18 protein-coding genes and 1 tRNA gene are annotated in these 23527 nt (G+C 72.9%); 16 read left to right on the plus strand and 3 right to left on the minus strand.

The annotated features are described in order from the left end of the window. The first annotated feature begins 51 nt into the window (after nucleotides 1-51). The 11 genes from ACTJIY_RS00650 to ACTJIY_RS00700 all read left to right on the plus strand — a co-directional run bounded on the left by ACTJIY_RS00650 (nucleotide 52) and on the right by ACTJIY_RS00700 (nucleotide 14462). Nucleotides 52-324: an HGxxPAAW family protein gene (locus ACTJIY_RS00650; RefSeq protein ID WP_440673124.1), complete on the plus strand. Its 273-nt coding sequence runs from the start codon at nucleotides 52-54 to the stop codon at nucleotides 322-324. Further along, the gene (locus tag ACTJIY_RS00655; protein ID WP_440673123.1) at nucleotides 321-833 is read left to right on the plus strand and encodes a DUF4190 domain-containing protein; all 513 of its coding nucleotides are present in this window, start codon (nucleotides 321-323) and stop codon (nucleotides 831-833) included. Before ACTJIY_RS00650 ends, ACTJIY_RS00655 begins: the two co-directional genes overlap by 4 nt. Nucleotides 834-859: 26 nt before the next feature. Continuing rightward, nucleotides 860-1276 carry a DUF2752 domain-containing protein gene (locus ACTJIY_RS00660; RefSeq protein WP_440673122.1) on the plus strand — a complete coding sequence of 139 codons (417 nt, stop codon included), beginning with the start codon at nucleotides 860-862 and terminating at the stop codon, nucleotides 1274-1276. A gap of 176 nt (nucleotides 1277-1452) precedes the next feature. Beyond that, nucleotides 1453-2265 (plus strand): indole-3-glycerol phosphate synthase TrpC, encoded by an 813-nt coding sequence (gene trpC, locus ACTJIY_RS00665; RefSeq protein WP_353709192.1) that lies wholly within the window; start codon nucleotides 1453-1455, stop codon nucleotides 2263-2265. A gap of 127 nt (nucleotides 2266-2392) precedes the next feature. Continuing rightward, nucleotides 2393-3661: a tryptophan synthase subunit beta gene (gene trpB / locus ACTJIY_RS00670; RefSeq protein ID WP_253049709.1), complete on the plus strand. Its 1269-nt coding sequence runs from the start codon at nucleotides 2393-2395 to the stop codon at nucleotides 3659-3661. Continuing rightward, entirely contained in the window at nucleotides 3658-4569 is a 912-nt protein-coding gene (trpA, locus tag ACTJIY_RS00675) for a tryptophan synthase subunit alpha (protein ID WP_439157641.1), read from the plus strand. The genes trpB and trpA overlap by 4 nt, the downstream gene beginning before the upstream one ends. Next, nucleotides 4566-5579, plus strand: coding sequence for a prolipoprotein diacylglyceryl transferase (gene lgt, locus ACTJIY_RS00680; protein ID WP_253049707.1), 1014 nt, complete (start codon nucleotides 4566-4568; stop codon nucleotides 5577-5579). Before trpA ends, lgt begins: the two co-directional genes overlap by 4 nt. 139 nt (nucleotides 5580-5718) lie before the next feature. After that, nucleotides 5719-10302 carry a glutamate synthase large subunit gene (gltB, locus tag ACTJIY_RS00685; RefSeq protein ID WP_353709194.1) on the plus strand — a complete coding sequence of 1528 codons (4584 nt, stop codon included), beginning with the start codon at nucleotides 5719-5721 and terminating at the stop codon, nucleotides 10300-10302. After that, a complete protein-coding gene (locus ACTJIY_RS00690; RefSeq protein WP_253049703.1) occupies nucleotides 10295-11761 on the plus strand; it encodes a glutamate synthase subunit beta in 1467 nt (488 codons plus the stop codon). The genes gltB and ACTJIY_RS00690 overlap by 8 nt, the downstream gene beginning before the upstream one ends. Before the next feature lie 112 nt (nucleotides 11762-11873). After that, a complete protein-coding gene (pyk, locus tag ACTJIY_RS00695; protein WP_253049701.1) occupies nucleotides 11874-13304 on the plus strand; it encodes a pyruvate kinase in 1431 nt (476 codons plus the stop codon). A 300-nt stretch (nucleotides 13305-13604) separates the two neighbouring features. Next, nucleotides 13605-14462 (plus strand): nucleotidyltransferase domain-containing protein, encoded by an 858-nt coding sequence (locus ACTJIY_RS00700; protein WP_440673121.1) that lies wholly within the window; start codon nucleotides 13605-13607, stop codon nucleotides 14460-14462. Nucleotides 14463-14471: 9 nt separating this feature from the next. Here ACTJIY_RS00700 and ACTJIY_RS00705 read toward each other — a convergent pair. Continuing rightward, nucleotides 14472-14545 (minus strand) — tRNA-Leu (locus ACTJIY_RS00705). Between the two features lie 191 nt (nucleotides 14546-14736). Between ACTJIY_RS00705 and ACTJIY_RS00710 the strand changes: the two genes are divergently transcribed. Both ACTJIY_RS00710 and ACTJIY_RS00715 read left to right on the plus strand, forming a co-directional pair. After that, complete coding sequence (locus ACTJIY_RS00710) at nucleotides 14737-15357, plus strand: ANTAR domain-containing response regulator (protein WP_053370758.1); 621 nt, start codon at nucleotides 14737-14739, stop codon at nucleotides 15355-15357. Nucleotides 15358-15593: 236 nt separating this feature from the next. Beyond that, nucleotides 15594-16259, plus strand: a complete 666-nt coding sequence (locus ACTJIY_RS00715; RefSeq protein ID WP_253049697.1) for a GNAT family N-acetyltransferase — start codon at nucleotides 15594-15596, stop codon at nucleotides 16257-16259. A 57-nt stretch (nucleotides 16260-16316) separates the two neighbouring features. On the opposite strand, the gene ACTJIY_RS00720 is transcribed toward ACTJIY_RS00715, so the two are convergent. After that, nucleotides 16317-16700 (minus strand): hotdog fold thioesterase, encoded by a 384-nt coding sequence (locus ACTJIY_RS00720; RefSeq protein ID WP_440673211.1) that lies wholly within the window; start codon nucleotides 16698-16700, stop codon nucleotides 16317-16319. Between the two features lie 97 nt (nucleotides 16701-16797). Here ACTJIY_RS00720 and polA point away from each other — a divergent pair, with 97 nt between their 5' ends. After that, nucleotides 16798-19503 (plus strand): DNA polymerase I, encoded by a 2706-nt coding sequence (polA, locus tag ACTJIY_RS00725; RefSeq protein ID WP_440673120.1) that lies wholly within the window; start codon nucleotides 16798-16800, stop codon nucleotides 19501-19503. Between the two features lie 10 nt (nucleotides 19504-19513). Here polA and ACTJIY_RS00730 read toward each other — a convergent pair whose 3' ends face one another. Further along, a complete protein-coding gene (locus tag ACTJIY_RS00730; protein ID WP_440673119.1) occupies nucleotides 19514-20374 on the minus strand; it encodes a class I SAM-dependent methyltransferase in 861 nt (286 codons plus the stop codon). Between the two features lie 228 nt (nucleotides 20375-20602). Here ACTJIY_RS00730 and ACTJIY_RS00735 point away from each other — a divergent pair, with 228 nt between their 5' ends. Then, entirely contained in the window at nucleotides 20603-21628 is a 1026-nt protein-coding gene (locus tag ACTJIY_RS00735) for a 6-phosphofructokinase (protein ID WP_253049693.1), read from the plus strand. Nucleotides 21629-21840: 212 nt separating this feature from the next. Then, nucleotides 21841-23322 (plus strand): 30S ribosomal protein S1, encoded by a 1482-nt coding sequence (gene rpsA, locus ACTJIY_RS00740; protein WP_253049691.1) that lies wholly within the window; start codon nucleotides 21841-21843, stop codon nucleotides 23320-23322. Nucleotides 23323-23527: the final 205 nt, after the last annotated feature.

Below are 23527 nucleotides of genomic sequence, written 5' to 3' on the forward strand. Positions count from 1 at the left end.
GACCGCGCGGGGGACGGGCACCGGCCCGGTCCGATAGGCTCTGACCACATCTTGACGAAAGGCACGACCCTCATGGCCGAGAACCAGCAGACGACCGAGATCGCCTACCTGCCGCCCGCGGCTCCGCCCACGAACCACGGCCACACCGTCGCCGCCTGGTTCACGATGATCGGCATCATGGTCGGGGCCCTCGTGGCCGCGATCGGCGTGGTCGTCGCCGCCGTCTGGCTGTTCTGGGTCGGCATGGGCGTCGTGGGCGTCGCGCTGATCGGCGGGCTCGTCCTGCGGAACGCGGGCTACGGCCAGAAGCAGGCCACGCGGTGACGCAGCCGCCGGGACCCGGCCCGTACGACCCCGCAGGCCCGCACGACGGGTCGCAGGCGCCGTACGGCTCGCCGGCGCCCGGCGGCCCGCACACCCCGACGGGCGACCCCGCGGGGGCGCCCTACGCGGCGCAGCCGCAGTACCCCGCCGGGCAGTACCCCGGTCAGCAGTACCCGGGCCAGCAGTACCCGGGCCAGCAGTACCCGGCGGGTGCCTACGGGGCGCCCCCGTACTACCCGAAGAACAACCTGGCCATCTGGTCGCTGGTGCTCGGGATCGCCTCGTTCGTGCTGAGCTGTGGGTTCTTCACGGGCATCCCGGCGGTAATCGTCGGCAACGCCGCGAAGCGAGCGGTCGCGGAGGGGCAGGCGGACAACGACGGCATGGCGACGGCAGGGATCATCCTCGGCTGGGTCGCGATCGCTCTGTCGGTGATCGGCCTGCTCTCCCTGCTGATCTTCGTCCCGGGCATCCTCGCCTGGGTCGGGACGATCCCGGACCAGTACTGACGGGTGCGCACGTGACGTCGGAGGCCGTGCGACGTCGACGGGTCCCGCGCGCGGCGCAGGCACCCCTCGCGGTCGGCGCGCTCGTCGCGGCGGCGGTGGTCTACGTCGGTGCCGTCGACCCGAACCGCCCAGGGCACTACGTCACGTGCCCCCTGCTCGCCCTGACCGGCCTCGCGTGCCCGGGGTGCGGCGGCCTGCGCGCCACCCACGACCTCGTGCACCTCGACCTCGCCGCGGCCTGGTCCATGAACCCCCTGTGGGTCGTCGTCGCGCCCCTGCTCGTCGCGCTGTGGGCCACGTGGCTCGTCCGGGCCTGGCGGGGGCGCCCGGCGCTGCGCCTCCCCGTCTGGCTCGCGTGGGCTTCCCTCGGCGTCCTCGTGCTCTTCGGCGTCCTGCGGAACGTGCCCGCGCTCGTCCCGTGGCTCGGCCCGGCAGCGGGGTGAGACGGTCGGGCAGCGCCGCGACGGCCGTCTCGGGGGCTGGGCCGTGGTCATCGTCACTCGGGGGCGGCTCTACGATGGCAGGTACCTCCCTGTCAACGGGTCGGCCCGAACCTGTGGGTGCACGATGGCCGACCGGCCCGGCCGGGGGGCGGGACGACACGGGGAGTGGTGGGACGATGACGGTTCTGGACGACATCGTCGCGGGCGTGCGCGAGGATCTCGCGGTGCGTCAGGCGGCGACCTCGCTCGACGAGCTGAAGGAACGTGCGTCCCGCCTCCCCGGCGCGCTCGAGTGCGTGAGCCGCCTCAAGGCGGACGACGCGGTCGCGGTCATCGCCGAGGTGAAGCGCTCGAGCCCCAGCAAGGGTGCGCTCGCGGCGATCTCCGACCCGGCCGAGCTCGCCGGGGAGTACGAGAAGGGCGGCGCGGCCGCGATCTCCGTGCTCACCGAGCAGCGGCGGTTCAACGGCAGCCTCGCCGACCTCGACGCCGTGCGCGCCCGGGTCGACGTCCCCGTGCTCCGCAAGGACTTCGTCGTGACGCCGTACCAGGTGTGGGAGGCGCGCGCGCACGGTGCCGACATCGTCCTCCTCATCGTCGCCGCGCTCGAGCAGACGGTCCTCACGTCGCTCGTCGAGCGCGTCCACTCGCTCGGGATGACGGCGCTCGTCGAGGTGCACACGCTGGACGAGGTCTCGCGCGCGCTCGACGCGGGCGCCCGCGTCGTGGGCGTCAACTCGCGCAACCTCAAGACGCTCGACGTGGACCGCACCACGTTCGCGCGCCTCGCGCCCGCCATCCCGGACGAGGTCGTCCGCGTCGCCGAGTCCGGCGTGCGCGGGCCGCACGACGTCATGGACTATGCCCGTTCCGGTGCGCACGCGGTGCTCGTCGGCGAGGCGCTCGTGACCGACGACGCCCCGCGCTCGTCCGTCGCGGACCTCGTCGCGGCCGGGTCGCACCCGTCGCTGTGGTCCGTGCGGCCCTGAGGCACGACGGCTCCGTCCGTCACGCCGCAGGCGCCGCGCCCCGGCCCAGCACACCCCACCACGCAGGAGGACCGGCCCCGTGCCCGACTCGACACCTTCGACCACCTCCCGGAGTGCCGAGCACTCCGTGCGCGCCGACCTGACGCGCTCCCTCGCGACCCAGGAGGGTCCCTACTTCGGCGAGTTCGGCGGACGGTTCGTCCCCGAGGCGCTCGTCGCCGCCCTGGACGAGCTGGAGACCGAGTACCGCAAGGCGCTCGACGACCCGGCGTTCGTGAACGAGCTCGCGCGCCTCCAGCGCGAGTACACCGGGCGTCCCAGCCCGCTCACCGAGGTGCCGCGCTTCGCGCAGCACGCGGGCGGCTCGCGCGTCTTCCTCAAGCGCGAGGACCTCAACCACACCGGCTCGCACAAGATCAACAACGTCCTCGGCCAGGCGCTGCTCGTCAAGCGGATGGGCAAGACGCGCGTGATCGCCGAGACCGGGGCGGGCCAGCACGGCGTCGCGACGGCGACGGCCGCGGCCCTGCTCGACCTCGAGTGCGTCGTGTACATGGGCGAGGAGGACACGCGGCGCCAGGCGCTCAACGTGGCCCGCATGCGCCTGCTCGGCGCCGAGGTCGTGCCCGTGACGATCGGGCAGCGCACGCTCAAGGACGCGATCAACGAGGCGCTCCGCGACTGGGTCGCGAACGTCGACACGACGCACTACCTCCTCGGCACCGTGACCGGCCCGCACCCCTTCCCCGAGATGGTGCGCGAGTTCCACCGCGTCATCGGCGAGGAGGCGCGCACGCAGATCCTCGACCGCATCGGGCGGCTGCCGGACGCGCTCGCGGCGTGCGTCGGCGGAGGGTCCAACGCGCTCGGCCTGTTCAACGCGTTCCTCGACGACGAGGGCGTCGAGCTCTACGGCTTCGAGGCCGGCGGCGAGGGCGTGGAGACCGGCCGCCACGCGGCCCGCTTCAGCGGAGGCGCTCCTGGCGTCCTGCACGGTGCGCGCTCGTACCTGCTGCAGGACGACGACGGCCAGACCCTGCCCAGCCACTCGGTCTCGGCGGGGCTCGACTACCCGAGCGTCGGCCCGGCGCACTCGTGGCTCCACGACCTCGGTCGGGCCACCTACGAGCCCGTGACCGACTCCGAGGCCATGGAGGCCTTCCGGCTGCTGTGCCGCACGGAGGGCATCATCCCCGCGATCGAGTCGGCGCACGCGCTCGCCGGCGCGCTGCGGGTCGGCCGCGCGGCGGCCGCCGCGGGCCGCACCGACCACGTGATCCTGGTGAACCTCTCGGGGCGCGGGGACAAGGACGTCGCGACCGCCGCCCGGTGGTTCGACCTCGTGGACGACGACGCGATCGCCGAGACGGCGACGGGCACGGAGGGACAGCTGTGAGCGCGGCACGGACCAAGGACGCCCCCGGGACGACCGCAGGCGCGTCAGGCACCGCGCGCCGCCTGCTCGAGCTCCGCGCGGAGGGTCGGGCCGCGCTCGTGGCCTACCTGCCCGTCGGCTTCCCGACCGTGGACCGCTCGATCGAGGCGGCGCTCGCGCTCGTCGACTCGGGCGTGGACGTGCTGGAGCTCGGCATCCCGTACACCGACCCCGTGATGGACGGTCCGGTGATCCAGGCCGCCGCGCAGACCGCGCTCGACGCGGGCGTGCGCGTCGCCGACGTGTTCCGCGTCGTCGCTGCCGTCACCGAACGCACCGGCGGCCGGGTCCCGGTGCTCGTCATGACGTACTGGAACCCCGTCCTGCGGTACGGCGTCGACGCGTTCGCACGCGACCTCGCCGCCGCCGGGGGAGCCGGGCTCATCACGCCCGACCTCATCCCCGACGAAGGCCGCGCGTGGCTGGACGCGTCGGAGGCGCACGGGCTGGACCGCGTCTTCCTCGTCGCGCCGAGCTCGACGGCCGAGCGGCTGCGGCTCACGGCGCGCGCGTCGCGCGGGTTCGTCTACGCCGCCTCGACGATGGGCGTCACGGGCGTGCGGGCGGCCGTCGGGCCGCAGGCCGCGCGGCTCGTCGCCGACACGCGCGCCGCCGGCGCCGACCTGGTGTGCGTCGGCCTCGGCGTGTCCACCGGCGAGCAGGCCGCCGAGGTCGGCCGCTACGCCGACGGCGTCATCGTCGGCTCCGCGTTCGTCCGCCCGCTCCTGGGCGACGCGCCGTGGGACGAGCGGCTCGCCGCCCTGAAGGCCGTCGCGGCGGACCTCGTCGCGGGCGTCCGCGCGGGTCGGGACGGGGCCGGCGACGGCGTCCCGGCCGGCACGACGACGACAGGAGAGGTGGTCGCATGAGTGCCGCGCTCGCCGTCGGGCAGCTCGTGGAGGCCGCGGGCGCCCTGCCCGCCGCGCTCCCGAGCCCCCCGCAGCACACGTGGTACGTCGGGCCGTTCCCGATCCGGGCGTACGCCCTCGCGATCCTCGCGGGCATCGCGGTGGCCCTGTGGCTCACCCGGCGCCGCTGGGTGGAGCGCGGGGGAGAGGCGGACGACGTCCTGGAGATCGCCTTCTGGGCGGTCCCCTTCGGCATCGTGGGCGGCCGGCTCTACCACGTCTTCTCGACGCCGGACCCGTACTGGGGCCCGAACGGCGACCCCGTCCGCGCGCTCTACGTGTGGGAGGGCGGCCTGGGCATCTGGGGCGCCGTCGCGCTCGGCGCGGTCGGCGCGTACATCGGGTGCCGCCGCCAGCGCGTGAGCTTCCCCGCGTTCGCGGACGCCCTGGCGCCCGGCCTGCTGCTCGCGCAGGCCGTCGGCCGGCTCGGCAACTGGTTCAACCAGGAGCTGTTCGGCGCCCCGACGACCCTCCCCTGGGGGCTGCGCGTCGACGACTCCGTGGCCGCCGCGGCCGGGTACCCGCCGGGCACCCTGTTCCACCCGACGTTCCTCTACGAGATGGTCTGGAACATCGGCGCTGCCCTGCTCCTGATCTACCTGGACCGTCGGTTCCGGCTGGGTCATGGTCGGGTATTCTGGCTCTACGTCTTCGTCTACACGCTCGGTCGTGTGTGGATCGAGATGCTGCGCATCGACGAGGCCGAGCTCGTCCTCGGCCTCCGGCTGAACGTCTGGACCTCGATCCTGGTCGGTGTCGGTGCGCTGATTGCGTTTATCGTTGTCGGGCGTCGCCACCCCGGGCGCGAGGAGACGGTGTCCCTCGACGCTCCGGACGAGGCGTCCACCACGGGGTCCGAGGAGCCGGTCGAGGAGTCGACCGACGACGAGGACCCCTCGACGACCGAGGACTCCGACGACTCGGAGGAGTCCGAGCAGGCAGATGCCGCGCGACCAGACCCCGGTCGCTGAGCATCCGTCATTCATAGGCGAATCCGCCGGGCGACCGCCCGGTGGGTTCTGTCATGTCCATAGGGCCGACGACGTCCCGAACCCCCCCAGCTGGAACCAGCCCGGCCGTCTCGGTCGGGCGCCTGTGAGGACGGTGTTGATGACCACGCCGCAGTATCGGGACGCGCACCGGGCACCCGCCCTGTCCGCCCCTCCCACGGCATCCGGTCTGTACGACCCCGCCGCCGAGCACGACGCGTGCGGCGTCGCCTTCGTGGCGACGCTCCGCGGCACGCCCGGACGCGACATCGTTGACGCGGGGCTGACGGCCCTGCTCAACCTCGACCACCGCGGCGCCGTCGGTGCCGAGGAGAACAGCGGCGACGGCGCCGGGATCCTCACGCAGATTCCCGACGCCTTCGTGCGCGACGTGGTCGACGCGGAGCTCCCGCCCGCGGGCCACTACGCCATCGGCATGGCCTTCCTCCCGCAGGAGGCCGACGCCGCCGCCGAGGCGGCCCGTGGCGTCGAGGCGATCGCGGCGGAGGAGAAGCTCGAGGTCCTCGCCTGGCGCGACGTGCCCGTCACGGCCGACCTCGTCGGCCCGAGCGCGCGTGCGTCCATGCCGCTGTTCCGTCAGGTCGTCGTCGCGGACCCCGCGCGCGAGCTGTCCGGCGTCGAGCTCGACCGTCGCACGTACCGCCTGCGCAAGCGCGCGGAGAACGAGCTCGGCCTGTTCTTCGCGTCGCTCTCGGCGCGCACCCTCACGTACAAGGGGATGCTCACGACAGCGCAGCTCGAGCCGTTCTTCCCCGACCTGTCCGACCCGCGGTACGCGAGCGAGATCGCGCTCGTGCACTCGCGGTTCTCGACGAACACGTTCCCGTCGTGGCCGCTCGCGCAGCCGTTCCGCATGATCGCGCACAACGGCGAGATCAACACGGTGCGCGGCAACCGGAACTGGATGGCGGCGCGTGAGGGCACCCTCGCGAGCGAGGCCGTCGGCGACCTCGCCCCGCTCCTGCCGGTGTGCTCGGAGGGCTCCAGCGACTCGGCGAGCTTCGACGAGGTGCTCGAGCTCCTGCACCTCTCGGGCCGCTCGCTGCCGCACGCGGTGCTCATGATGATCCCGGAGGCGTGGGAGAACCACGCCGACATGGACCCGGACCTGCGCGCGTTCTACGAGTACCACTCGACGCTCATGGAGCCGTGGGACGGCCCCGCGTGCCTCAACTTCACCGACGGCACGCTCATCGGCGCGGTCCTGGACCGCAACGGCCTGCGCCCGGGGCGCTACTGGGTGACCGAGGACGGCCTCGTGGTGCTCGCGAGCGAGGCGGGCGTGCTCGACCTCGACCCCGCGACGATCGTCCGCAAGGGCCGCCTCGAGCCCGGCCGCATGTTCCTCGTCGACACCGGCCAGGGCCGGATCATCGAGGACGAGGAGATCAAGTCCCAGCTCGCCGCCCAGCGCCCGTACGCGCAGTGGGTCGCCGAGAACGCGGTCTACCTCGACCAGCTCCCCGAGCGCGAGCACGTCGCGCACAGCCCCGCGTCCGTCGAGCGCCGCCAGCGCGCCTTCGGGTACACGCAGGAGGAGCTCAAGGTCATCCTCACCCCGATGGCCAACACGGGGGCGGAGCCGCTGGGCGCGATGGGCACGGACACGCCCATCGCCGTCCTCGCGAAGCGTCCGCGCCTGCTGTTCGACTACTTCACGCAGATGTTCGCGCAGGTGACGAACCCGCCGCTGGACGCGATCCGCGAGGAGCTCGTCACGTCCATCGGCGGCGCGATCGGCCCGGAGCCGAACCTCCTCGTCGACACGCCCGAGCACGCGCGCAAGCTCATGCTGCCCTTCCCCGTGCTCGACAACGACCAGCTCGCGAAGATCATCCGCGTCGACAAGGACCCGAAGCTCTCCGGCATCTTCCGCGCGGTGACGATCAAGGGCCTGTACCGCGTCGCGGGCGGCGGCGAGTCCCTGCTCGCCCGCCTCGAGGAGATCTTCGCCGAGGTCGACGAGCACGTCGCCGCGGGCGCGAGCTTCATCGTGCTGTCGGACCGCGACTCGGACGCCGAGCACGCCCCGATCCCGTCGCTGCTCCTGTCGAGCGCGGTGCACCACCACCTGCTGCGGCGGCACACGCGCACCCAGGTGTCGCTCGTCGTCGAGGCCGGCGACGTGCGCGAGGTGCACCACGTCGCGCTGCTCATCGGCTACGGCGCGGCCGCGGTCAACCCGTACCTCGCCATGGAGACGGTCGAGGACCTCGCGCGCCGCGGCTACCTCACGGTCGACCCGGCGAAGGCCGTCGCGAACCTCATCAAGGGGCTCGGCAAGGGCGTGCTCAAGGTCATGAGCAAGATGGGCATCTCGACCATCTCCTCGTACCGCGGCGCCCAGGTGTTCGAGGCGGTGGGCCTGTCCCACGACCTCGTGCAGGCGTTCTTCACGGGCACGACGTCGCGCCTCAGCGGCATCGGGCTCGACGTCGTCGCGGCCGAGGTCGCGGCCCGCCACGTCGACGCGTACCCCAAGTCCGGCAACCATCGCCCGCACGTGCGCCTCACGACGGGCGGCGAGTACCAGTGGCGCCGCGACAGCGAGGAGCACCTGTTCGACCCGGAGACGGTCTTCCGCCTGCAGCACGCCACGCGCGAGCGCCGGTTCGACATCTTCCGCCAGTACACGCACCGCGTGGACGAGCAGTCCTCGCGCCTCATGACGCTGCGCGGCCTCCTCGCGCTGCGCGAGGGCGAGCGCCCCGCGGTCCCGCTCGACGAGGTCGAGCCCGTGAGCGAGATCGTCAAGCGCTTCAACACGGGCGCCATGTCCTACGGGTCGATCTCCGCGGAGGCGCACGAGACCCTCGCGATCGCGATGAACCGTCTGGGTGGCCGGTCGAACACCGGCGAGGGCGGCGAGGACCCGGAGCGCCTGTACGACCCGGAGCGCCGCTCCAAGGTCAAGCAGATCGCGTCGGGCCGCTTCGGCGTCACGAGCGAGTACCTGACGAACGCGGACGACATCCAGATCAAGCTCGCCCAGGGCGCCAAGCCCGGCGAGGGCGGTCAGCTCCCTGGGCACAAGGTGTACCCGTGGGTCGCGAAGACCCGGCACTCGACGCCGGGCGTCGGGCTCATCTCGCCGCCGCCCCACCACGACATCTACTCGATCGAGGACCTCGCCCAGCTCATCCACGACGCGAAGAACGCGAACCCGGCGGCGCGCATCCACGTCAAGCTCGTCTCCGAGTTCGGCGTCGGGACGGTCGCGACGGGCGTGTCCAAGGCGCACGCGGACGTCGTCCTCATCTCGGGTCACGACGGCGGCACGGGTGCGAGCCCGCTGACGTCGCTCAAGCACGCGGGCACGCCCTGGGAGATCGGCCTCGCCGAGACCCAGCAGACGCTCGTGCTCAACAACCTGCGCGACCGCATCGTCGTCCAGGTTGACGGCCAGATGAAGACCGGCCGCGACGTGGTCGTGGCGGCGCTGCTCGGGGCCGAGGAGTTCGGCTTCGCGACCGCCCCCATGGTCGTCTCGGGATGCGTCATGATGCGCGTGTGCCACCTGGACACGTGCCCGGTCGGCGTCGCGACGCAGAACCCCGAGCTGCGCGCCCGGTTCACGGGCAAGCCGGAGTTCGTCGTGAACTTCTTCGAGTTCATCGCCGAGGAGGTGCGCGAGTACCTGGCGCGCCTCGGCTTCCGGACCGTCGAGGAGGCCATCGGCCGGGTCGAGCTCCTCGACACGCGCAAGGCGATCGACCACTGGAAGGCCCAGGGCCTCGATCTCGGGCCCGTGCTCGAGCGTCCCGTGCCGGTGGAGGGCGCCTCGCTGCGCAACACCACGACGCAGGACCACGGCCTCGAGAAGGCGCTCGACAACCAGCTCGTCGCGCTCGCCGAGGACGCGCTCGAGCGGCGTGAGCCGGTCCGCATCTCCCTGCCGGTGCGCAACGTCAACCGCACCGTCGGCACGATGCTCGGCCACGAGGTGACCAAGCGGTTCCGCGGCGAGGGCCTGCCCGACGACACGATCGACGTGACCCTCACCGGGTCCGCCGGCCAGTCGCTCGGCGCGTTCCTGCCGCGCGGCGTCACGCTGCGCCTGTTCGGCGACGCGAACGACTACGTCGGCAAGGGCCTGTCGGGCGGACGCATCGTCGTGCGCCCGGACCGCAACGCGGTCCTCACCGGGTCGAGCAACGTCGTCGCGGGCAACGTCATCGGCTACGGCGCGACGTCGGGCGAGATCTTCCTGCGCGGCCGGGTCGGCGAGCGCTTCGGCGTGCGCAACTCGGGCGCCACGCTCGTCGTCGAGGGCGTGGGCGACCACGGCTGCGAGTACATGACGGGCGGCACGGTGCTCGTGCTCGGCCCGACCGGGCGCAACTTCGGCGCCGGCATGTCCGGCGGCACCGCGTACGTGCTCGACCTGCGCGAGGGCAACGTCAACACGAGCGCGCTCGCCACCGGCGAGCTCGGCCTGAGCCCGCTCGAGGACGCCGAGGTCGCGCTCGTCGAGCAGCTCGTCCGTCGTCACCACGAGGAGACGGGGTCGCCGCTCGCGGCCGAGCTCCTCGAGGACTTCCCCGCGGCCGTCCAGCGCTTCACGCGCGTGCTGCCGACCGACTTCGCCCGCATGCGCTCGGCGCTCGAGAAGGCGGAGTCGGCAGGGCTCGACCCCGCGGCCCCGGGCGTGTGGGACCAGATCTTGGAGGTGGCCCGTGGCTGACCCCCGCGGATTCCTGAAGGTGCGGGAGCGCGAGCTCCCGCCCAACCGCCCGGTGGCCGTGCGCCTGCGGGACTGGAAGGACGTGCACGCGCACCTCGAGGAGGGCCAGCCGTTCCTCAAGGAGCAGGCGGGACGCTGCATGGACTGCGGCATCCCGTTCTGCCACCAGGGCTGCCCGCTCGGGAACCTCATCCCGGAGTGGAACGACCTCGTCTACCGCGACCAGTGGGCCGACGCGATCGACCGCCTGCACGAGACCAACAACTTCCCGGAGTTCACCGGTCGCGTGTGCCCGGCACCGTGCGAGTCGAGCTGCGTGCTCGGCATCAACCAGCCGGCCGTGACGATCAAGAACGTCGAGGTCTCGATCATCGACGAGGCGTTCGCGCGCGGCTACGTCACGCCGCAGGTGCCGCAGCGCCTCACAGGCTCGACGGTCGCCGTCGTGGGCTCGGGGCCCGCCGGCCTCGCCGCCGCGCAGCAGCTCACGCGCGCCGGCCACACGGTCGCCGTCTACGAGCGGGACGACGCGATCGGCGGGCTGCTGCGCTACGGCATCCCCGACTTCAAGCTCGAGAAGCACCACATCGACCGCCGCGTGGCGCAGATGGAGGCCGAGGGCACGCGGTTCCGCCCCGGGGTCGAGATCGGCGTCGACATCACGTGGGACGACCTGCGGGCCCGGTACGACGCCGTCGTGGTCGCCACGGGTGCGACCGTCCCGCGCGACCTGTCGGTCCCCGGGCGAGAGCTCGACGGCATCCACTTCGCCATGGACTTCCTGCACCAGGCGAACGCCGTCGTCGCCGGGCGCGAGGTCGCCGACCAGATCACGGCCACGGGCAAGCACGTCATCGTCATCGGCGGCGGCGACACCGGGTCGGACTGCCTCGGCACCTCGCTGCGCCAGGGCGCGGCGAGCGTGACGACGCTCGCGATCGGCAAGCAGCCGCCGCTCGAGCGGTCCGCGACCCAGCCGTGGCCGACGGACCCGATCGTGTTCGAGGTGTCCACGTCGCACGAGGAGGGCGGTGAGCGCGAGTTCCTCGCGTCCACCGTCGAGTTCCTGGGCGACGAGAACGGAGCCGTGCGCGCGCTGCGCGTCGCGGAGACCGAGTACCTGCCCGACGGCCGTCGCGTGCCCAAGGCGGGCACCGAGCGCGAGATCCCCGCGGACCTCGTGCTCGTCGCGATGGGCTTCACCGGGCCGGAGACGGCGACCATCACGACCCAGGCCGGCGCGGACCTCACGGGCCGCGGCCTCGTGGCGCGCGGCGACGACTTCGCGTCGTCGCTGCCCGGGGTCTTCGTGGCCGGCGACGCGGGTCGTGGGCAGTCGCTGATCGTGTGGGCGATCGCCGAGGGACGGGCGGCGGCGGCATCCGTCGACGCCTACCTTCAGGGAGGGACCGAGCTGCCCGCGCCCGTGCGCGCGAACACCGTGTCCTTGCGCGCTTGACGTGCACCCCGGCGCCGGGTGTCCGGCGCCGGGACGATGAGCGGGGCATCCTAGGGAGGGGCACCCCGCGACGACCGGCTCCCGGCCGGTCGGAAGACTAGAGGCTGGAGATATGCGCAGAGCAAAGATCGTCTGCACCATCGGACCCGCGACCGAGTCGAAGGAGCAGCTCCGCGCGCTCGTCGACGCCGGGATGGACGTGGCGCGGATCAACCGCAGCCACGGCAGCGCCGAGGAGCACGCGGCCGTCTACCACGGCGTGCGCGAGGCCGCCGCCGAGTCGGGCCGCTCCGTCGCGGTGCTCGTCGACCTCCAGGGGCCGAAGATCCGCCTGGGCCGCTTCGGCGGCGACGAGAAGCACTGGCTCGAGGAGGGTGACACCTTCACGATCACGACCGAGGACGTCGTCGGTACCAAGGAGCTCGTCTCCACGACGCACAAGGGCCTGCCGGGCGACGCGCGCGTCGGCGACCCGATCCTCATCGACGACGGCAAGGTGCTCGTCCGCGTCACCGCCGTCGAGGGCCCGCGCGTCGTGACGCGCGTCGAGGTCGCCGGCCCGGTGTCGAACAACAAGGGCCTGAACCTCCCGGGCGTCGCGGTCTCCGTGCCGGCGCTGTCCGAGAAGGACCAGGACGACCTGCGCTGGGCCCTCAAGCTCGGCGCGGACATCATCGCGCTGTCCTTCGTGCGGTCCGCGAAGGACTTCGAGGACGTCAAGCGGATCATGGACGAGGAGGGCCGCACGGTCCCCGTCGTCGCGAAGATCGAGAAGCCGCAGGCCGTCGAGAACCTCGCCGAGATCGTCGACGCGTTCGACGGCGTCATGGTCGCCCGCGGCGACCTCGCGGTCGAGCTCCCGCTGGAGCAGGTGCCGCTCGTCCAGAAGCGCATCGTCGAGCTCGCGCGTCGCAACGCCAAGCCCGTCATCGTCGCGACGCAGGTGCTCGAGTCCATGACGAACTCGCCGCGCCCGACGCGCGCCGAGGCGTCCGACTGCGCCAACGCCGTCCTCGACGGCGCCGACGCGGTCATGCTCTCGGGCGAGACCAGCGTGGGCGAGTACCCGATCCTCACGGTGCAGACCATGGCCCGCATCATCGAGGCGACGGAGGAGGCCGGCCGCGAGCGCATCGCGCCGCTCGGCTCGACCCCGCACACGCGCGGTGGCGCCATCACGCGCGCGGCCGCGGAGATCGGTGAGATCCTCGGCGCGAAGTACCTCGCGACGTTCACCCAGTCGGGCGACTCGGCACGCCGCATGTCGCGCCTGCGCTCGTCGATCCCGCTGCTCGCCTTCACGCCGCGCGAGCACGTGCGCAACGTCCTGTCGCTCACGTGGGGCACCCAGACCTACCAGGTGCCCGAGGTGGAGAACACCGACGCGATGGTCGACCAGGTCGACACGACCCTCCAGGCCAACGGCCTCGCCGAGGTCGGCGACCTCGTGGTCGTCGTCTCCGGTGCCCCCGTGGGCCAGCCGGGCACGACGAACTCGATCCTCGTGCACAAGATCGGCGACCACTCCGACACGCGCGCCTGACGCCGTCGCGCCCATGAGGGCGTAGACCGCGCATGACGTCGCACGGCGGCGCCCCTCTCGTGGGGGCGCCGCCGTCCGGCGTTCCGGAGCCGGCTCGTGCGGTCGCCTTCGCGAGGCGCTCCGAGGAGGAGGGCGCGGGTCTACCATCCGGCCGCTCGTGCCTCGCGGCCTCCCGCCAGCCCCGCCACGACCCGCGCCCTCCTCCTCTCCGGCCCCGCTCCCCGGTGACGTCACCTTCCGACCCGGCACCGTGCCGGAAAGTGCACGACAGGGGGTTCTCGGTACCCCTACCCTCGCGGGATGCGTGCCGTGCCGGACTCCCTGGACCCTGCGGTCGTGCGTCAGGTCGACGCGCGGCTGGACGCCGTCGTGCGCGACGAGCGGGTCGCGATCCCGCTCGCGGTGGAGAGCGGGAGCCGGGCGTGGGGGTTCCCGTCGCCGGACTCGGACTACGACTGCCGGTTCGTGTACGTCCGGTCGCAGGCGGACTACCTGGACCCGTGGCCGCGGCGCGACGTCGTCGAGACCCCGCTCGACGCGGTGCTCGACGTGAACGGGTGGGACCTGCTCAAGGCGGTCCGGCTGCTCGTACGGGGGAACGCGACCCTGCTGGAGTGGCTGCGCTCGCCGATCGTCTATCGCGCCGACGACGCGTTCCGGGCGGAGCTGCTCGCGCTCGCGGAGCACGTCGTCGACCGCGACGCGCTGCGGCGCCACTACCTGCACGTGGCGCTGGGTCAGCGCGACCGATGGTGGTCGGTGCCCGCGGTGCCGTACAAGAAGGTCTTCTACGTCGTGCGCCCGGCGGCGACGCTGCGGTGGCTGCGCGTGCGCCCCGACGACGCCGTACCGCCCATGGATCTGGTGACGCTGCTCACGGAGGGGGAGGCCTCGGGGGACGTGGTGCGCGCCGCGGCGGAGCTCGTCGCGCTCAAGGCGGTGTCGCGCGAGATGGGTGCCGGCGCCGTCCCGAGACCACTGGGGTGGTTCGTCGACGACGAGCTGGCGCGCGCGTCGGAGGCGGTGGAGCCCGGCGCGGAACGGGCGGGTGCTCGGACGCGCGCGGCGGAGGCGTTCCGCTCGATGGTCGTCCGGTACGGTCCGGAGCCGTCGGCGTGGGGGACGGGCCGCCGGCTCGCGCCGGGTGCGGCGCGGTGACAGGGGAGGTGCCCCGGGTGGGATTCGAACCCACACTGGATCGGGTTTGAGCCGAACGCCTCTGCCGGTTGGGCTACCGGGGCGGTGCGCGCCGGAGCCGGTCGCCGGGTCCGTTGCGCGTGCACCATCGAACCACACGTGCGCGCCTTCACGAGAATCACACTCCTCCGAGGGCGAAACGCGGGGGCGGCAGGGGGTGCGGCGCACTACAGTGAACCCCGTGAGTGACCAGACAGCGCAGCCCGAGGACAAGCAGCCGCTCGACCTGCCCCCGATGATCGAGCCCGAGCCCGCCGCGACCCCCGCCCCGTCGGGCCGTCCCGCGCGCCGCGCGGTCGTCGCCGAGGACGAGGCCCTGATCCGTCTCGACGTGGTCGAGACGCTGCGCGACGCCGGTTTCGACGTCGTCGGCGAGGCGGGCGACGGCGCCACGGCGGTCAAGCTGGCTCTCGAGCTCAAGCCCGACGTCGTCGTCATGGACGTGAAGATGCCCGAGCTCGACGGCATCTCCGCCGCGGAGCAGATCGGCAAGGCGCACGCCGCGCCGGTCGTCCTGCTCACGGCGTTCTCGCAGGCGGAGCTCGTCGAGCGGGCGCGCGACGCGGGGGCCATGGCCTACGTCGTCAAGCCGTTCACGCCGGCGGACCTGCTGCCCGCGGTCGAGATCGCGATCTCGCGCTACTCGCAGATCACAGCGCTCGAGTCCGAGGTCGCGGACCTGGCGGAGCGCTTCGAGACGCGTAAGCGCGTGGACCGTGCCAAGGGTCTGCTCATGACCAAGATGGGTCTCTCGGAGCCGGAGTCGTTCCGCTGGATCCAGAAGACGTCGATGGACCGGCGCCTCACCATGCGCGAGGTCGCGGACGCCGTCATCGAGCAGGTCGGCGGCGCCTGAGCCCGCGTCGGCGACCGATCGGCCGTGGCCGGTGTCCTGAGCAGGACCTTTGTCACGGCGCCCCGGGCGGGCTATCGTCTTGGACTGGCGTCCAGTAGTTCCCGGGGCGGTGGACACGCGGTCGCCACGTAGTGCTCAGTCGACGGCCGACGGCGCCGTCCGAGCGACGTGGAACCATCTCACCCCCCACGTCCCTCGGTGCCGTCGGTCCCACGGTGCGAACGAGGAGGAGCGCGGTGCGCCCAGCAGTGGAGGTCAGGCCCGCGGTCGGTGACGACCTGCCGGGGATCGCTGTGCTGTGCTCGGAGGCCCGGCGCGAGTCGGCGTCCGGGGCGCAGATCTGCGCGCCCGACGAGGACCGCCTGGTCCGGCACCTGTCGGTGCTGCTCACGCTCCCGGGCGGCAACGTCCTCGTCGCCCTGCACGACGGCCGCCCCGTCGGGTTCGTGCTGGCGCGCGTGCTCGACCCGCACCTGTTCGCCGACGAGCCGAGCCTGTACGTCGAGGCCGTCTACGTCGGCGAGGACTCCCGCCGACGCGGCGTGGGTCACGCGCTGCTCAGCGCGACGGCGGACCTCGCTGCCGGCGCCGGTGCGACGCACGTCTACTCGGTTCCGATCCCCGGATCCCGCGGCGTCCAGCGCTTCCTCGCGCGGCTCGGCTTCGGCCCGGTCGCGGGCCACCGCGTCGTGTCGACCGCGGTGCTCCAGCGTCGCCTCGCGGCCGACCTCACCCCCACCCGCCGGGGCACCCGTTCCCTCGAGGACCTCATCGCGCGCCGTCGTCGTGCCCGGACCGAGACGATGTCCGGACCGGTCGACCTGCGCGAGTTCCAGGCGGAGTACCGGAACCGCAGCGGTGTCGTGACGCCGGTCGAGGCCCGCGAGACCCTGCCCGGCTGAGCCGGGCGGCCGTCCGCGGGCAGAGCCCACCCGGGACGGGCCGCCGCGGCGTCGCCGTCAGTCCCGGCTGAGGATCATGCACGTGAGGCGGGCCGTGCACACACGACGGCCCTCGTCGTCGGACACCACGATCTCGTAGCTCGCCGTCGTGCGGCCCCGGTGCACCGCGACGGCCTCCCCGTGGACCCAGCCGTCGCGCACCCCCCGGTGGTGGGTGGCGTTGACCTCGATCCCCACCGCGGCGCGCCCGGGCCCGCCATGGAGCTGCGCGGCGATCGACCCGAGCGTCTCGGCGAGCACGACCGACGCGCCCCCGTGCAGCAGGCCCGCGGGCTGGGTGTTGCCCGCGACGGGCATGCGCGCGGTCACCCTGTCGGCGCTCACGACCTCCAGCTCGATGCCCATGCGCTCGATGAGCGTTCCCGTGGTGCGCAGGCCCATGGCCTCGTAGGCGTGGCGCGGGGCCGCGGGCGCGCCTGTCGCGGCGGCCGCGGGCGCGGCGGGGTCGGTGGTCCGGTCGGGGCCGTGCGTGTCGGTCATGGACTGTAGGTTGGCACCCGTGACGACCTCCGCGCGACCTCGCCTCCTGCTCATCGACGGACACTCCATGGCCTACCGCGCGTTCTTCGCGCTCCCGGCGGAGAACTTCTCGACGACCACGGGACAGCACACGAACGCGGTGTACGGCTTCACGTCGATGCTCATCAACCTCCTGCGGGACGAGGAGCCGACGCACGTCGCCGTCGCGTTCGACGCGGGGCGCCAGTCGTTCCGCACGGAGATCCTCCCGAGCTACAAGGGCACGCGCGAGTCGTCGCCCGAGCCGTTCCGCGGCCAGGTCCCGCTCATCAAGGAGATCCTCGAGACGCTGCACATCCCGACGCTCGAGCGCGAGGGCTACGAGGCGGACGACATCTTCGCGACGCTCGCCACGCAGGGCGCGGACGCCGGGATGGAGGTCCTCGTCTGCTCGGGCGACCGCGACTCGTTCCAGCTCGTGGGCCCCGACGTCACGGTGCTCTACCCGAAGAAGGGCGTCTCGGAGCTCGCGCGCATGGACAGCGCCGCCGTCGTCGAGAAGTACGGCGTGCCGCCCGAGCGCTACCCGGACCTCGCCGCGCTCGTGGGCGAGACGTCCGACAACCTGCCGGGCATCCCCGGCGTCGGGCCCAAGACGGCCGCCAAGTGGATCACGGCGTACGGCGACCTCGACGGCCTGCTCGACCACGCGGACGAGATCAAGGGCAAGGCGGGGGAGAACCTCCGTGCGCACCTCGACCAGGTCCGCCTCAACCGACGGCTCAACGCGCTCCTGCGCGACCTCGAGCTCCCCGTCGGCCCCGACGACCTCGTGACGCGTCCCTGGGACCGCGAGGCCGCGCACCGCGTCCTCGACGCGCTCGAGTTCCGGGCCCTGCGCGACCGGCTCTTCGCGATCGCGCCCGAGGGCGAGGTCGAGACGGAGGCGGGGTTCGACGTCGAGCTCGCCGACGTCCTGCCCGGGGGGCTCGGCGCGTGGCTCGCCGAGCACGGTGACCGGCGCCTCGGGGTCGAGGTGGCCGGCAAGGCGGTGCCCGGCGGCGGGGACGCCTGGGCGGTCGCGGTGTCCGACGACGCCGGGGCGGCCGTGGCGCTCGAGCTCGCCGACGTCGCGGGGGCCGACGACGAGGCGCTGGCCGCGTGGCTCGCCGACCCGGCGCGGCCCAAGGTCGTGCACGGCGCGAAGTCCGCGTGGCACGAGCTCGCGGCGCGCGGCTACGACCTCGCGGGCGTCACGTTCGACACCGAGCTCGCCGCCTACCTGTGCCATCCGGACCAGCGCGGCTACGACCTCGGCGACCTCGTCGTGCGCCACCTGCACCGCGAGCTGCGCCCCGACACCGAGGCGGGCAACGACGTCCAGGGCGCGCTCGACCTCTCGCTCGACGGGAACGGCGAGCAGGAGCGCGACGCCGTGCGCGCGCTCGCCGTCGCCCAGCTCGGCGACGCCCTCGCGGGCGAGCTCGAGGACCGCGGGGCCACGACGCTCCTCACCGACCTCGAGCTGCCGCTCTCCCAGGTGCTCGCGCGCATGGAGCAGCGCGGCATCGCCGCGGACGTCGAGTACCTGCGCGAGCTCGAGCAGCACTTCGGCGACCTCGTCGCGACCGCCGCGTCGGAGGCGTACGCCGTCATCGGGCGCGAGGTGAACCTCGGCTCGCCCAAGCAGCTGCAGGAGGTGCTGTTCGACCAGCTCGGGATGCCCAAGACGAAGAAGATCAAGACGGGCTACACGACCGACGCGTCGGCGCTCGCGGACCTCTTCGTCAAGACGCAGCACCCGTTCCTCGAGCACCTGCTCGCGCACCGTGACGCCTCGCGCCTGCGCCAGACCGTGGAGGGCCTGCTCAAGTCCGTCGCGGACGACGGACGGATCCACACGACGTTCCAGCAGACCATCGCGGCGACCGGGCGCCTCAGCTCGACCGACCCGAACCTCCAGAACATCCCGATCCGGACGGAGGCGGGCCGTCGCATCCGGCGCGCGTTCGTCGTCGGGGAGGGCTACGAGACGCTCATGACGGCCGACTACAGCCAGATCGAGATGCGCATCATGGCGCACCTGTCGGGTGACGAGGGGCTCATCGAGGCGTTCCGGTCCGGCGAGGACCTGCACTCCTACGTCGGGTCGCGCGTGTTCGAGGTCCCGGCGGCCGAGGTCACGCCCGCGATGCGCTCGAAGATCAAGGCGATGTCCTACGGCCTGGCGTACGGGCTGTCGGCGTTCGGGCTGTCGCAGCAGCTCACCATCGAGGTGGGCGAGGCGCAGAAGCTCATGGACGACTACTTCGAGCGCTTCGGCGGCGTGCGCGACTACCTCACGGGCGTCGTCGACGAGGCGCGCGCGACGGGGTACACGGCGACCATCCTCGGGCGCCGTCGGTACCTGCCCGACCTCACGAGCGACAACCGGCAGCGGCGCCAGATGGCGGAGCGCATGGCCCTCAACGCGCCCATCCAGGGGAGCGCGGCCGACATCATCAAGGTCGCGATGCTGGGCGTCCAGCGCGCGATCGACGAGCGCGGGCTGCGCTCACGGCTGCTCCTGCAGGTGCACGACGAGCTCGTGGTCGAGGTCGCCCCGGGCGAGCGCGACGCCGTCGAGGAGCTGCTGCGCACGCAGATGGGCGCGGCGGCGGACCTCGACGTGCCGCTCGACGTCTCGGTCGGTGTCGGCGCGACGTGGCACGAGGCGGGTCACTGACCCGGCCGGGTCAGCCCGGGAGGCGCGTGCGGAAGATCGCCGTCCCGGGCAGGTAGGCACCGCGCACCGGTCCCCAGCCGCCCCACACCTCGGTGTTGTCGGCGGGCCACTCGGGCTCGACGACGTCGCGCAGCTCCAGCCCGGCGGCGACCACCTCGCGCACGTGGTCGCCCAGCGTGCGGTGGTACTCGGCGTAGACGACACGGCCGGCGGCGTCCGTCTCGACGTAGGGACGGCGGTCGAAGTACGAGCGGTTCGCGGTCAGCCCGTGCGCGCTCGGGTCGTCGGGGAACGCCCAGCGGGAGGGGTGCGTGACGGAGAACGTCCAGGTGCCGCCCGGTCGGAGCACCCGGGCGACCTCGCGGTGGATCGCGTCGGCGTCGGGGACGAACGGGATCGCGCCGAACGACGTGAACGCGGCGTCGAAGCTCCCGTCGGCGAACGGCAGGCGGCGCGCGTCGGCCTGGACGGCGGGCACGCGGATCCCCGTCGCCCGGTCGAGCGCCGCACCCGCGGCGAGCATGCCCCGGGAGACGTCCGTGGCGACCGCCTGCGCGCCCTGGGCGACGAGCCAGCGCGAGCACTGTGCCGCGCCGGCCCCGACCTCGAGGACGCGGAGACCGGTCACCTCGCCGAGCAGGCGCGCGTCGCGCTCCCGCAGTCCCTCCGGGCACCAGCAGAAGTCCGCCGCGCCGAGGAACGCCCCGTGCTCGTCGAGATACTCGGCGGCGTTCGCGTCCCACCACCCGCGCCCGGCGCGGCCACCCTCGGCGGCGGGCACGTCCCGGTAGCCGGCGTCCGCCGTCGGGCCGGGCGGGGCGACGTCCGGGACCGGGACCTGCGGCGGCACGGGGGCGGGGGTCTGGCTCATGCGGCCCATTGTCCCGGGCACCACCGGCCCCGGGCACCGCAGGGCGCCGCACGGCCCGGACGCGCGGGACCTTGGTCGTCGGCGTGCCCGAGGACCGGGACGGGCCGTGACCCGGGCCGCGGGGTTGACTAGGGTTGAGCGTGACGCGGTGCCGCGGAGGTCGGCACCTCCGTCGACGCCGGGCACGCGCGCGAGGACGCGCGACGGGACGACGAGACGGAGGAACAGGTGCGCATCGGACTTCTCACCGGCGGAGGCGACTGCCCCGGCCTGAACGCGGCGATCCGGGCCGTGGTCAAGCAGGGGACGGGGGAGTACGGGCACACCATCATCGGCTTCCGCAACGGATGGCGCGGTGTGGTCGACGGCGACGTGCACCCGCTGGGGCGCCAGGACATCCGCAACGTGCTGCCGGTCGGCGGGACGCTGCTGGGCACCGCGCGGTTCCACCCGCGCGAGGAGGACGGCAGCATGGACGCCGTGCTCGCGACGGTCGAGGCCGAGCACCTCGACGCCCTGATCTGCATCGGCGGCGACGGCACGCTGCACGCGGCGAGCCGCGTCGCGGAGGCGGGCGTCAAGATCGTCGCGATCCCCAAGACGATCGACAACGACGTCGAGGGGACGGACCTGTCGATCGGCTTCCACACGGCGGTGAACATCGCGACCGAGGCCCTCGACCGGGTGCACACGACGGCGGAGAGCCACAACCGCGTCATGGTCGTCGAGGTCATGGGCCGCCACGCCGGCTGGATCGCGGTCAACGCGGGCATCGCGGGCGGTGCCGAGGTCGTCCTCGCCCCCGAGGAGCCCTTCGACATCGACCAGCTCGTGAAGTTCCTGCGGCACCGGCACCGGGCGCACGCGAACTTCTCGATCGTCGTCGTCGCGGAGGGCGCGGTCCCGCGCGAGGGGTCGTCGATGGAGTTCACGCAGCAGCTCGGCCGCTTCGGCGAGATCGTCGCGGGGTCGATCGGCGAGCGCGTGAGCGCGGAGATCGCGGAGCGCACGGGGTTCGACACGCGGCTCACGGTGCTCGGGCACGTGCAGCGCGGCGGGGAGCCGACGCCGACCGACCGCATCCTCGGGAGCCGGTTCGGGGTCGCGGCCGTCGACGCGGTGAGCGCGGGGACGTCGGGCGTGATGACGGCGCTGCGGGGCGAGCGCGTCGAGCTCGTGTCGCTGGCCGAGGTCGCGGGCCGGCCCAAGCGTGTCCCGGAGGAGCTGCTGCGCGTCGCGCGCGTGCTCGCGTGAACGCACCGGATGCGACCGGGCGGGGACGGTGCAGCGCACCGGCGTCGCGTTGACCGCCGGGGTGACACCCGGATAAGGTGGACGGCGGTGCGTTGCGCCTGCCTTCGTCCCGGACCACGACGCCCACCATGACGTCACCGGGTCAGCGGCAGCGGCGCGCCGAGAACCCTACCCGCTCGACTACACCTGTCCGCATCGGAGCATCGAACTCAATGACCATCTCTACCCCCGCGAAGTCCGCACCCCAGGTTGCCGTCAACGACATCGGCACCGAGGAGGACTTCCTCGCCGCCGTTGACGCGACCATCAAGTACTTCAACGACGGCGACATCGTCGAAGGCACGATCGTCAAGGTGGACCGCGACGAGGTCCTCCTCGACATCGGCTACAAGACCGAGGGCGTCATCCCCTCCCGCGAGCTGTCCATCAAGCACGACGTGGACCCCGGTGAGGTCGTCAACGTCGGCGACGCGGTCGAGGCCCTCGTCCTCCAGAAGGAGGACAAGGAAGGCCGTCTGATCCTGTCCAAGAAGCGCGCCCAGTACGAGCGCGCCTGGGGCACGATCGAGAAGATCAAGGAGGAGGACGGCGTCGTCACCGGCACCGTCATCGAGGTCGTCAAGGGTGGTCTCATCCTCGACATCGGCCTCCGTGGCTTCCTCCCGGCCTCCCTGGTGGAGATGCGTCGCGTCCGCGACCTCCAGCCGTACGTCGGCAAGGAGATCGAGGCGAAGATCATCGAGCTCGACAAGAACCGCAACAACGTCGTCCTCTCGCGCCGCGCCTGGCTCGAGCAGACGCAGTCCGAGGTCCGCTCCACCTTCCTGCAGACGCTGCAGAAGGGCCAGGTGCGCCCCGGTGTCGTCTCCTCGATCGTCAACTTCGGTGCGTTCGTGGACCTCGGCGGCGTCGACGGCCTCGTGCACGTCTCCGAGCTGTCCTGGAAGCACATCGACCACCCGTCCGAGGTCGTCGAGGTCGGCCAGGAGGTCACGGTCGAGGTCCTGGACGTCGACTTCGACCGCGAGCGCGTCTCGCTGTCGCTGAAGGCGACGCAGGAGGACCCGTGGCAGACGTTCGCCCGGACCCACGCGATCGGTCAGGTCGTCCCGGGCAAGGTCACCAAGCTCGTCCCGTTCGGTGCGTTCGTGCGCGTCGAGGACGGCATCGAGGGCCTCGTGCACATCTCGGAGCTGGCCGTGCGCCACGTCGAGCTGCCGGAGCAGGTCGTCAACGTCGGTGACGAGGTCTTCGTCAAGGTCATCGACATCGACCTCGAGCGCCGCCGCATCTCGCTGTCGCTCAAGCAGGCCAACGAGGGCGTGGACCCGGAGTCGGACGACTTCGACCCCGCGCTCTACGGCATGGCCGCCGAGTACGACGAGCAGGGGAACTACAAGTACCCCGAGGGCTTCGACCCGGAGACCAACGAGTGGCTCGAGGGCTTCGAGGCGCAGCGCGAGGCCTGGGAGGCGGAGTACGCCAAGGCGCACGAGCGCTGGGAGGCGCACCGCAAGCAGGTCGCCGAGGCCGTCAAGGCCGACTTCGACGCCGCGTCGGGCGACTCGGGCTCCTCGAGCTCGTCGTCCTCGAGCAGCACGTCCTACTCGTCGGCCCCGGCCGCCGAGGCCACGGGCACGCTCGCGTCGGACGAGGCGCTCGCCGCGCTCCGCGAGAAGCTCACCGGCAACTGATCTCCTGACTCTCTCCGCCGTTCCGGCGGAGACGTCGCAGGTCGCAGAGAGGCCCGCCACCCCTTCGGGGTGGCGGGCCTTCGCCGTCCCTGACGACCGCGCCCGGTGCCGAACAGGTGGTCCTGGTCCGTCAACGGCCGCGGACGAGCCGGAACCACCTGTTCGGCGGCGAGGGATCGCCTGGTGTTCGGTGGTCCAGGGACCA

It is taken from the genome of Cellulosimicrobium sp. 22598, assembly GCF_052044445.1.
Classification (GTDB): domain Bacteria; phylum Actinomycetota; class Actinomycetes; order Actinomycetales; family Cellulomonadaceae; genus Cellulosimicrobium; species Cellulosimicrobium cellulans_G.